Source organism: Marinifilum caeruleilacunae (assembly GCF_013141825.1).
In the GTDB taxonomy this organism is placed as follows: domain Bacteria; phylum Bacteroidota; class Bacteroidia; order Bacteroidales; family Marinifilaceae; genus Marinifilum; species Marinifilum caeruleilacunae.
Genome location: NZ_RZNH01000026.1, coordinates 1 through 11783, shown reverse-complemented (window position 1 = coordinate 11783; position 11783 = coordinate 1). Strand labels below are relative to the sequence as shown.

Here is an 11783-nt window from a genome sequence, read left to right as displayed (position 1 = left end):
TCTTATTTTGTTTCGGTTTCGTTATATATTTTGGTGTAGCACGCTCTGCAAAGTGGTTCGTACTCTTCTTTCTCGCCCAAAACTACAAGCTTGTCGGCTTCGGACAGGCGGTGTGAATAATTTGCCAAACTTCCGCAACGCATACAAACGGCGTGGACTTTTGTTACATATTCGGCACGAGCCATCAGGCTTGGAATGGGTCCAAAAGGGTTTCCTCTAAAATCCATATCGAGTCCTGCAACAATTACACGAACCCCTTGGTTTGCCAGTTCGTTGCATACTTCGGATAATCCTTCATCGAAAAACTGGGCTTCGTCTATACCAACAACATCTACATTACTGGCAAGAAGTAAAATATTGGCAGAGGTTTCTACCGGGGTTGATCGTATTGAGTTTGAATTATGCGAAACCACCTCATCTTCGGAGTAACGAACATCGATATGCGGTTTAAAAATTTCTACTTTCTGTCGAGCAATTTTGGCACGATTCAATCGACGAATCAGCTCTTCTGTTTTTCCAGAAAACATCGACCCTACAATCACTTCAATCCATCCCTGGCGACCTGCTCTGTTTATATCATTTTCAAGAAACATTTATTATAGTTTAGGTAGTTTTTTACGCTTATTAGATGATTTTAAAGCCAAATTGGCACTCATTCACAAGCCTTGTTTTGTGAGTGATTTTCAAATTAATAAGCCTAATGCATTGCAATTATTATGTGATTTATAAATGGTTCATCATAGATACACAAAAATAGGAAAAGAATCTAATGATTCGAGAAACAATCAAATCAAAAAAATCTCGTTTCTTTGTATAGAAATTGTACAAACAAGGAATTTGCCTGTTAACTCCTTAAATTCAATTATGATGGATCACAAAATATTACTTCAACTGCTTCAAAATAAGACGGAAGAAATTCAAAGTCTTTTGGATCATTTTAAAAATAATCCTGATGATTTGCATAAAGGATTGCATTTGCTATCGGATAGAATTGATGGTCTTTCGAAAGAATTTCGATTGATTAAGGATGACCTGAATCAGGAAAAAACACAGCAGGACGAAGTAATACAAGTGTTGCAGGAGAAAGCTGAAGTGGTAGAAAAAGATGAAGTAAAAAAAGTGGAAGCAGCGGTTCAGCCTGAGAAAACAAATATCCCTGTAAAGGAAGAGTTGGAAGAAAACAAAAGCGTAAATAAAGTTGAAGAAAGGAAAAATGCTGAGGTCAATTCTGATTCTATTTTAAATGATCAGCTGCAGCAAAATTCTTCAGATGTTATCGGTGAAAGATTGGTTCAGAATAAAATTAGCGACATTCAAACGGCCATAGGAATTAACGATAGGTTTTTATTTATTCGCGAATTGTTCGACAACAATACCGAGGCTTACAATTCCAGTATCAATTTCATTAATCAGACCGATAGCCTGGCGCTTATCGAAGATCATTTTAAGAGCAAAACGGATTGGGATTTTGAGAATCCTACCGTGATTCAGTTTATGGAACTTACCAAAAGAAAATTCTAAAATATATGTCAAAATTATACCTTGTGCCTACTCCAATTGGAAATTTGGAGGATATTACCATACGATCGATTAATACCTTAAAAAGCGTTGATTTAATTTTGGCAGAAGATACCAGGACTTCTGGTTTTCTTTTAAAGCATTTTGAAATTAGCAAGCCTCTTCTTTCGCATCATAAGTTTAACGAGCACAAAACTTCTGAGAATATTGCCAATCGTATTTTGGCAGGCGAATCGATTGCCCTGATTTCTGATGCGGGTACTCCTGGCATTTCGGACCCTGGATTTTTCCTGGTAAAGCATTGTATCGAACTTGGAATTGAGGTTGAATGTTTGCCAGGAGCAACGGCTTTTGTTCCTGCGCTGGTAAATTCAGGCTTGCCTTCGGATCGTTTTTGCTTTGAAGGATTTCTGCCTCAGAAAAAAGGCAGACAAACAAAATTGAATGAACTGGCTGATGAAAGCCGAACCATGATATTTTATGAATCGCCTCACCGATTGGTAAAAAGTTTGCAACAATTTGCCGAAGTATTTGGAGAGGAAAGAAAGGCTTCGGTTTCGAGAGAACTTACAAAGCTTCATGAAGAAAATGCGAGGGGTTCTTTGAAAGAACTGATTGCTCATTTTAGTGCAAAAACCGTAAAAGGAGAAATTGTACTGATTATTGAAGGTAAAACCGTCGAGAAAAAGAAGAAAGAGTATATCAAGAAGGACAGAATGTAAGAGTGAACAGTGAAATATTTTCAGTTAGCCAATAACTGCTAAGTAAAAAATTAATCTTCGTGAGAAAATTTAGGACAAGAAATTGCTTTGTCGCCCAGTTTTTTCACTTTTTGTCGACGTTTTAGTTTTCTAATCTCACGAGGGTTGGAGTAGTTGTAATTATAGGTTAAAGAGATTTCCAGACCTCCTCGACTTGAAGATGCAACCTGCAAATCGGAAACATTAATATCATAGGTAAGCATGATTTTTAATCGTTTCTTTTCGTAGCCAAAAGCCGGGATAATATCCTGCGTAAAGCGGTACCACAGCCCATAATGGAAAATGGTTCCTCGATTGCCAAACAGAGTCATAAAATTGGCTCCTGCAATCCACTCATTTGCATTTTTCTCGGTGGTGTACATGATTTCAGGTTTGAAATACATTCGAGGGCTAATTCTGCTCTCAACACCTCCATGCCAAGCAAACCTTCTTTTCAGGTTATTGGTACTAAAGTTGATTTCTTCGTCTTCGTAACGGTAGAATGATTCCTTTGGCTCGTTAATGTGACTCACGGCCGAACCCATAAAATATTTGGTTTTACCCCTAAAATAAGTCATTTGAAAGCCTAAAGAGAAATCCATATAGAAAAGTGACTGGGAGATAAAATTCTCTCCACTGGCACCACCAGGATTATCGAGTTCTTCACCAAAAGTTAGCTTACTAAGATCGACAGATTTATTAATCATCTCGACTCCCAGACCTGCATGAAGGAAGAGTGTATTTCCTGCATTCAAGCTTTTATTGAGTGAAGATGCAAACATGACCTGGGTAGTTTTCAGTCCACCATCCCCTGCTTTATCATTAAAAATCATTCCTCCCACACCAATCCATGATGAACTTAAGAGTTGGGTAGAAAGTTTACCATCAACGAATACAGCCTGGGAAACAAAGGGTATGGTAACAGAGTTCCACTGATTACGATAATTTACACCGCCACGAAGGTTATAATCGGAATTTCCGGTAAGTGCCGGGTTTAACAATAACGGGATAGAATAGAACTGAGAAGAGTGTACACGCTGCGCCGAGAGCTTAAAAACTCCCAAAAAAACTATCAGCAGGAAAATAAGAATACTTTTTCTCATAAACACTCACCTGGGTTTGCCAACTCTCTTCAACTATCTCTTTTTCAATGGCATAAAACCCCAAAACAAAATATGAAAATGGGTAATATCACATTATTACCCAAACATCACACGATCTAATTTGATAAAACAACTATCCATTTTGGCGCTCTAAATATAACTAATCAATTTGAAAAAATATCATTAATAAAAATCAATTGATCAAATCTATCTTAACAAGGTAATATTTCCTTGTGTTTGCATCTGACTACCGTCCTTAAATGTGACTTTCAGGAAGTAAACATAAACGTCCATGTCAACTTTTTGTCCTTTATACGTTCCATCCCAAGGAATATTGTGTTTGGTCTGGAATACTTTATGACCAAGTCGGTTCATCACGATCAGACTCATATCCTTAATTTGATCGGTATCACCAAATAGTTTCAACTCCTTATTGTCGATATTTCTCGAACTTGGAGAGAATGCTGTTGGCAAATAAACATTGTATTGACTGGTATTTGACGATACGTTAATTGTATCTCTACCAATACATCCAAACTCGTTTGTTACCTCAACGCGGTATTCTCCAGCCTGACTTACCTGAATTACCTGATCGATAGCACTAGGTTTAATTGCGATATCGGCATTTACAAACCATAGGTAAGTTGAACCTACATTACCGGCATCCAGTTCTACAACCTGACCACTTGCCAATTGAATGTCATCACCTAAATCAACTTCCGGTGTTGGATTGAATGTTACCTCGATACAATCTTGTTCTGCATTTCCATGCTGATCGGTAACAGTAACACAATACTTACTGCTCTTATCAACGTAAATTCCTTCTTCTGTTGATTCTGTTGGACCTGTCCAGCTATAAGTTGGCGTAAAGTCGGCTTGATTCGTTGTAATTTTAGGAGTTAAATAAATGGTCTCACCTAAACAAACATCGTCGATATCTTCGCCTAGATCGATGGCAAATTTACCTTCACGTTTGGTTACCAGAATCTCATCGGTATTGGTACAGCCAAACTCGCTTGTTACCAGAACAGAATAAACATTCTCTTCCGAAACTGTGATCTGCTGTGTTGATTCACCAGTATTCCACTCGTATGATCCGTTTAATCCACCATCACCAGCATCAAGTGTAGCTGTTTCATCATCGAATAAGGTAATATCTTCACCCAGATCGACGATTGGCAATTCGTGAACCGTAATGCTAATATTATCGCTTTGTTCGTTTCCTGCATCATCTCTAACAGTTACAGAATAGATTCCTGTTTCGCTAACTGTTAAGGTAGAAGTTGCTGCTCCATTTGACCATAAATAGGTATAATTCTGGTCGATTGAAGGATTCGGATTCAGAACGATTTCGTCACCCACACAAATGTCCTGATCATCGCCCAATTCAATGGCAAATACATCGTTTACACTTGTGATAACAATCTCATCGGAAGCAGAACATCCATTTGCGTTTGTAACAGTAACACTATAGGTATTACTTGTACTTACCTGAATGGTTTGTGTTGTTTCACTTGTTGACCACAAGTAATCAGCTCCAGGATTTCCAGCATCAAGAGTCAGAATTTCAGCATCTGCCAATTGGTAATCCGGACCTAAATCAACATCAGGAGCACTCCAAACCGTAACATTTACTACAGCCGAAGACTGTTTTCCTGTGTTTGTATCGGTAACTGTAACAGAATATATACCCGTTTCACTTACCTCTAATGTTGGATTTGTAGATCCATCAGACCATAAGTAAGTGTAGTTTCCATCAAAATCGATAACTGGCGTAAGCACTCTTGTTTCACCTGAACAGAAGCTTAAATCGTCTCCCAGGCTCACTGAGAATGATTCTACAACAGTTACATTTGCATATACTGTATCACCTGCACAATCGAAAGCACTTCTTTCTATCAGTTTTACCTGATAATCGCCAGGAGCAACTGCCCACTGAACATCGAAGCTAAGTTCGCTGTGGAAATTATCACTTAAACGGGTGGTACTTTCATTTAAAACAGTAGCTCCAGCTGGAACGAAAATTTCGTAATTTTCATTCTTTTCAATGGTAGCGGTATAGGCTTGAATGGTTCCCGACTGAATTACAGGTTCGTAATCGCCAAATGTTGTGTTTGGCAATGCCATCACATCCACTTCAAGTGTTTGATTTGCCAAATCTTCTTCAACCGGAATTCCACTAATTGTTTTTGCTTCAACCAGTAATATCTCGGCTCTATGAGTTTTACCTGTTGTATTCGGAATTTCAAGATCGAAAGTAAACGAATCGGTAAAAATCTGGTCGGCACCATCAGGTAATATCGCAGGAGCTCTATCAATAGAGTACTTAAATGTCCAAGGCTTAGGTCCTGTGTAATTCACGGTTACACTCACCTTACCATTGGCATCTCCACCATTGTTTTGAGCACATACATATGGTACTTCAAGATCTTCGAATACGGCTGTTGGAGTAGCATCATCAACCACAACAAGCATGGTAAGAGCCTCACCAAAACAGTGTGTTCCCAAATCTTCCGGATACACTTTTACTTCGTAAGTACCAGGGGCATTAAATTGGTAATCGCCCGATTCAAATGTAGTTGATGCCAAATAGGCAACAGAGCCAGTTGAAGTGTTGGTTACCGACCAATGGTACTTGTATGAAGGATTTTCGTCAACCTTGAAGTTAAGAGTTGTTCCCTTTACTACATACTGCTGCGCCACAGCCGCTAATCCTCCTAAAAGGATCAGCAGTGCGGTAAGCAATGTTTTATGTAGTAAGGTTCTCAACATCTATTTTTTCAATCTTAATGATTAATTCAAAGTAAGATTCATGATAACTGGTTTCGTATGAACAGTAATTGTTCTAGAGTTATCTGCATTAACAGTAACATCAGCACCATCATTTGTTTTAGCTTCAGTAATTACTACTGTGTAGTTAACATCAGCACCAGTCTCATTTACGAAATTGTTATTGATTGTAAGATCATCACCATTGTTCAAGTTAGGAACAGTAGTTGGTCCCTGAACAACAGCATTCGATGCATCTCTAATTTCGTAGGTTACTTCATATGGACCTACTCCGCCAGTAAATTCAAGTTCGAATAAACTTTGATCTGCCAAACCACCTGAAACTCCACCATTCAAGTCAGAACAAGTGATCACATTTGTAGCAGCAGCTGCAAAATTCACAAAGGCTTCAGCTGCAATGGTTACATCAACATAAACAACCTCTGAGATACAGTTATTGTCATCAACAACTTGTGATTTCAATCTGTAAGTTTGACCTACCGTAAAATTTACAGCATCCCATGTGATAGCAAGGGTAGCCCCTGTTTCTCCTGTTAAATCAATTACTGCTACATCAGATCCATCTACAACCTGCCACACATAGTGATCAGGAGTAGTTCCTGCCTGAGGGTTGGCTGTATAGGTATGATCTGAACCAGACGTTACAGTTTGATTTTGCTGTGCATTTGCCATTCCGGCAAATGCAAAAGCGAATACGATTAATGATAGTATTTTTTTCATATCTATATTTTATTAGAAGCTAATAGTTGGTTTAGCTGGGATTGGGTTAATTGCGATAACTAGATCCTGATCAGCTGCCAATGGAGTGAATTCTACACCATTTTTATCAGTTACCTTAACGATAGTTACGGTAATGTTTGCCATTGCCGGTGCTACTGGGTCAGCGATTGTAATACCAGGAATGTTGAATTTGTGATCAGCTCCGATTGTTGCGGTTTGAGTTGCACCACCATCAACCTGGAATTGAACTTCCATATCATAATAAGCTGCTGCTGGAGCTCCACCTGCAAGCGTAATATCTAAAGTCATTTCAAGACCAGAAGCAATATTTGCATCGTCGGCACAATATACTTTAGTAGTACCTGCATTAAATGCTACAGTATAATCATTAGAAGCTACGTTCACTTGAATTGCATATTGGTTGGTACAGCCTGTTAGGTCGATTGTAGTCTCAACTAATACATAGAAAGTACCATTTGTATTCCAGGTAATCTCCTTTTCATAGTCTTCCACATCAACCATAGCATATTCTCCACCTGTACCATCAAGAATGGCTCCGGTGTTATCAATTATAGTCCAGGTCCATGATTGTCCGGCAGTATTAGGTACCGTATAAGTATACTTACCTCCGGCAACAACACCATTTTGAGTTGCATCTACAGTAGGAACCTGTGCTTTGGCAGTTCCGAAAATACCTATGCTAAAAATAGCAAGCAATAAGAGTTTTTGTAACTTTTTCATATCTAGTTTGTTTTTAGTTTTTCACAGTAATTACTGGTTTGGCAGGTAAAGCATGTATGGTTCTGACATGAACCTCTTTCCCTGTCACAATTTTGAGTGTTCCACCATAAGTGGTTGTCGCACTCATAATGGTTATATTATTGATTGTCTCGTTATTTTCATCTTCAATAATGCCTAATACATTAAGCATTTTATCTGCATATGTAATTGTCGCAGTTCGGTCTGCAGTATCACCATCTAAACGATAGTTTACCGTAACTGGATATTGCGATTCGGCCAATTCTGTTCCCGAATCAAACATTGCTATCATTTCTGTAGCAAAACTATTATCTGCATCAGCACAGTCGTCTGATACGAGATCTTTGAATTCTATTGTTGCTTCGCTTCCTAGAACTTCCAACGCAAATGCTCTTCTCGAAGAACAAGTTATTCCTGAGTTAAATTCCTCAGCAATCACATAGTATTTCCCTTCATTAAGGAATGTGATATTAATTTGATGTTTCTGATATTCTCCTCCAACAAATAAAAAGTCATCGTCTCCATTTAAACCATCATTATCTGCCAAAAGGGCATCTTTTTGATCGGTCCAGTTGCTTACGATATAAACTTTCCATTCGTAGGTATTCCCGATATTTTCGGACACCGTGAATTGGTGTGTTGCACCAGGCAATGCCACATAAGGATCCTGAGCCTTCGCTGAAGCCAAAGCCATCACTGTTACGAACAGTGTCATCAGAATTCTATGTAATGTCCTTTTGTGCAAAATTTCTTTTTTTAGTAAATGCCTTCCCGGATTTCTCCGGGAAGGACTTTTATATGTAAGTCAACAAATTTTACAAGTTAGTCGATTGTAATTACGCTTGTATTTGGAGAAGCTTTAATTACATGCTGAGCTGGTGTGTTATTAGCAAGGTTAGTTCCATCTTCGCTAGTATTACCACCTGCTGTAGTAATAAATGCGTTCGAAGCAACAAAACCTAAAGTAATATCATTCGCTGGAGATGGTCCAGGAGTATTCGCGAACTCAACCTTAAATGTAACTGTAGATTCACCCGTTGGTACATTAATTGTTGTAGCTCCAACAGTTACACCTGCAGTTGTTGTTGTAACAGTCGCACCCGCTAAAGTTGCAAAGTCAAATCCCCATTCACCAGAAGTCCAAGCTTGTCCGTCGGTACTCATCGATACTGTGAAATATCTAGCCGAGTTTCCAAAATTACTAGTTGCATTATCGATGATTGCTCCACTACTATCGTTACATGTAGTTAAGCCAGCTCCCGAAACTTCAGTTCCACTATCATTCGATGCCAATACAAGAAGATCGATTGCACCTGCTGATACTAAAATTTCAAGTCTTCTTAAAGTTGTACAAGCTCCTGCTCCATTAGCCTCAGTTACTTCCACAAAGAAAGTACCTGCTTTTAACCAACGAATATCAACCATGTTTACATCTACACCTGTTTCAGTTGTAGCAAAAACAAAGTCAGTTGCTGTAGCTGGTGTAGTTCCATCCGATTGGTAAACAGCCCATGTATAAGTATTTCCTACGTGATCAGCCAAATGTGATGCTCCACCATTAACTTTAAATTTATGAAGAGAACCAACAGCGTGAGTCGCGTCTTGTGCATATGTTCCAAATGCAATTAATGAAATTGCCAGAACAAAAGTTATTTTTAATAATCTTTTCATGATATATTAAGTTTTTTCAGAGTTTCAAAATTAGTCAGTTGTAATACCTGTAGTTGCTGGTACTGCTCTAACAGTATACTTAGTTTTATTACTTGCATCTGTAGTAACGCTATCAGGAGTTCCAAGTTGATCTTCAGCATTCGTTACAGCTAATTCAATATCAAAATCTGAATCCTGACCATTTGTACCTACTGTATTTTTATTCGTGTTATAGCTGATAGAGATTGTTACTTCTGAAGTTCCGGCAGCAACTACAATATTATTACCTGTAGCAGTACCACCTGTAATGTTAACTGCAGTAATACCTCCAAGGTTAAATGCTGACAAGTCGGTTAATGCATAATCAAACGACCATGATTTTGTATTGTCACCACCTTGCATTTTCACTTTAAATTCTCTTGTTGTTGTACCGAATACATCTGTAGTGTTGTCACCAAGAACATCTGCATCTACAACAGGATCAACTACTGTAGCACAAGCTTCAGCAGTACTTACAAGTTCAGCATAAACATCAAAGTTATTCGCACTAACTGCTACTGAAATCTGACGAGTTGTTGGACATGCCATTCCAATATCAGTTCTTGATTCAATCACTTGAAGAGTATAAGTGTTAGCTGTTAACCATTCCACCTGTACAGACTCCTGATCGGTTGGTCCAACAAAGTTATAATCTACACCTGCGGTACCCGAGGTAATAGTCCAAGCCAGGCTTGTATTGGCAAGACTACTTTTTGTAATTGTATAAGTATGAGTTGATCCTGCAAAAGGAGTTGTTCCTGTATTTTGTGCTTGAGTATTGGCAAATACTAATACTCCCACAATAACCATTAATACTTTAAATAGAGATTTCATGTCGATTTATTTATGCTAATTAAAATGTAATACTTCCTGTATTTGGTACACCGTAAATTGTAACATTCGCTGTGTCATCATCACCTGTAGTTGATAGGTTACCAAATGAATCTTTCACGTCAGAGATTTGGACTTTAAATGTTTGGTCGCTACCGTCAGCTGTATTTGTCAAAGAAATAGTCAAGTCGTGAGTATTACCTGTTGCAGCAATATCATTACCTGTAATTTCTGTTGCCAAACCAATTGTTGTGTAGTCGAAAGTCCAGCTATTCGAACCATTTGTCTTGGTTAGAGTAAATGTTACATCCGTATTTCCTGTTGAACCTGTAGCACAACTTGCTGCTGTTGCTGCATCTGCAATCACAACATCAAAGTCATTTGCAACAATAACTGTTAACTGTACCGTTGTAGAACAGTCCACACCAGTATGACTTTCGGTCTCGGTAAATTGCATGGTGTAAGTTCCTGGTTTCTTCCAGCGAATTTCTACTGCAGCTGTATTCAAAGCTCCAGATGCAACTTCCCAATCTGTATTCTCAACACCAGTAATACTCCAGGCAAGTGTATTCCCTGCATTTTCAGGTGCTACAGTATATGAATGTGAAATCCCCACACTCAAATTCTGTGTTTGTGCATTAACTCCATATCCCAATAATATGAAGAAGCAACTAACCAATAGTTTTGTAAAATTTGTTTTCATGTCGACTATATTTATTTTATTAAAAATTTATTGCTGATGGATTCGGTTTATGATTTACCGAAATCGTATATGATTCTATATTTGATATATTTCCGCTTGCATCTAATACTCTGAAGAATATTGTTGATTCTCCTTCGGGGAATTCAAAGCCGCTAGGATCTGAAACCGATGCTCCTGTTGCTGCCGATCCATAATTGTTAGCAAAACTTGAGTCTGGCAATTGAATTCTATACTGAACCGTAAATGTGGCTGAACAATTATCCGAATATCTTGCTGCCGGTAGTGCCAATCCTGCAAAAACTTTCACCTGCGGGATAATGGTCTCATCATCGGCACAATCAATAATATTTAAGTCTGATAAATCACTTAATACAGGAGCGATAATATCAGATAAAATCACATCAAACGTGCAATTGCTTGAATTGCCGCTTACATCGGTAACGGTTAAAGTAATTGTTGTATTTGCAGTAATTACTGTACCAATTGCCGGACTTTGACTCACTACAGGAGCTGGATCACAGTTATCATTAACTGTTGCCAATCCGGTATAATCAGGTAAAGTAAAATTACATGAGGCTGTATAGTTCTCATTCTGGTTTCCTGGACATGTAATGGTCGGATCAGTCGTATCATCAATTACGATATTCTGATTTTGAGTGATTGAATTGCCACTTGCATCAGTATAGGTCCAAACCACAACCTTACTTGCCGTGATTGGGAAAGTTTCTGTATGCGTTCCCGTAATTGCGCCATCACAGTTATCTGTGGCAGTTGGGGCTGTTAAACTTGTTACTTCACACTGTGCATTTACATCGGCAAGTGTTGCCAAATCAGCAACTGGATCAGTCGTATCATCAATTACGATATTCTGATTTTGAGTGATTGAATTGCCACTTGCATCAGTATAGGTCCAAACCACAACCTTACTTG

Annotated in this window: 12 protein-coding genes; 2 read left to right on the top strand and 10 right to left on the bottom strand. The window is 38.4% G+C overall.

Annotated features, from left to right (window positions below):
* Window positions 1-2 precede the first annotated feature (2 nt).
* Complete coding sequence (locus ELS83_RS14455; RefSeq protein ID WP_171596273.1) at window positions 3-593, bottom strand: thymidine kinase; 591 nt, start codon at window positions 591-593, stop codon at window positions 3-5.
* A gap of 274 nt (window positions 594-867) precedes the next feature.
* Here ELS83_RS14455 and ELS83_RS14450 point away from each other — a divergent pair, with 274 nt between their 5' ends.
* Both ELS83_RS14450 and rsmI read left to right on the top strand, forming a co-directional pair.
* Window positions 868-1521, top strand: coding sequence for a hypothetical protein (locus ELS83_RS14450; protein WP_171596272.1), 654 nt, complete (start codon window positions 868-870; stop codon window positions 1519-1521).
* Between the two features lie 5 nt (window positions 1522-1526).
* Entirely contained in the window at window positions 1527-2240 is a 714-nt protein-coding gene (gene rsmI, locus ELS83_RS14445; RefSeq protein WP_171596271.1) for a 16S rRNA (cytidine(1402)-2'-O)-methyltransferase, read from the top strand.
* 50 nt (window positions 2241-2290) lie between these two features.
* Here the strand turns inward: rsmI and ELS83_RS14440 are convergent, their stop codons facing one another.
* From ELS83_RS14440 to ELS83_RS14400, 9 genes are all read right to left on the bottom strand, one after another.
* The gene (locus tag ELS83_RS14440) at window positions 2291-3361 is read right to left on the bottom strand and encodes a PorP/SprF family type IX secretion system membrane protein (RefSeq protein WP_171596270.1); all 1071 of its coding nucleotides are present in this window, start codon (window positions 3359-3361) and stop codon (window positions 2291-2293) included.
* A 207-nt stretch (window positions 3362-3568) separates the two neighbouring features.
* Window positions 3569-6130 carry a T9SS type B sorting domain-containing protein gene (locus tag ELS83_RS14435; protein WP_171596269.1) on the bottom strand — a complete coding sequence of 854 codons (2562 nt, stop codon included), beginning with the start codon at window positions 6128-6130 and terminating at the stop codon, window positions 3569-3571.
* Between the two features lie 24 nt (window positions 6131-6154).
* On the bottom strand, window positions 6155-6871 hold the full coding sequence (locus tag ELS83_RS14430; protein WP_171596268.1) for a hypothetical protein: 717 nt from the start codon (window positions 6869-6871) through the stop codon (window positions 6155-6157).
* A 12-nt stretch (window positions 6872-6883) separates the two neighbouring features.
* On the bottom strand, window positions 6884-7612 hold the full coding sequence (locus ELS83_RS14425; protein ID WP_171596267.1) for a hypothetical protein: 729 nt from the start codon (window positions 7610-7612) through the stop codon (window positions 6884-6886).
* Window positions 7613-7625: 13 nt separating this feature from the next.
* Window positions 7626-8345 (bottom strand): hypothetical protein, encoded by a 720-nt coding sequence (locus ELS83_RS14420; RefSeq protein WP_171596266.1) that lies wholly within the window; start codon window positions 8343-8345, stop codon window positions 7626-7628.
* Between the two features lie 107 nt (window positions 8346-8452).
* Complete coding sequence (locus tag ELS83_RS14415; RefSeq protein ID WP_171596265.1) at window positions 8453-9301, bottom strand: hypothetical protein; 849 nt, start codon at window positions 9299-9301, stop codon at window positions 8453-8455.
* A 30-nt stretch (window positions 9302-9331) separates the two neighbouring features.
* Complete coding sequence (locus tag ELS83_RS14410; protein ID WP_171596264.1) at window positions 9332-10153, bottom strand: hypothetical protein; 822 nt, start codon at window positions 10151-10153, stop codon at window positions 9332-9334.
* Between the two features lie 19 nt (window positions 10154-10172).
* Entirely contained in the window at window positions 10173-10853 is a 681-nt protein-coding gene (locus ELS83_RS14405) for a hypothetical protein (protein WP_171596263.1), read from the bottom strand.
* Window positions 10854-10872: 19 nt separating this feature from the next.
* On the bottom strand, window positions 10873-11783 hold a 911-nt coding region (locus ELS83_RS14400), incomplete at its 5' end, for an HYR domain-containing protein (RefSeq protein ID WP_171596262.1).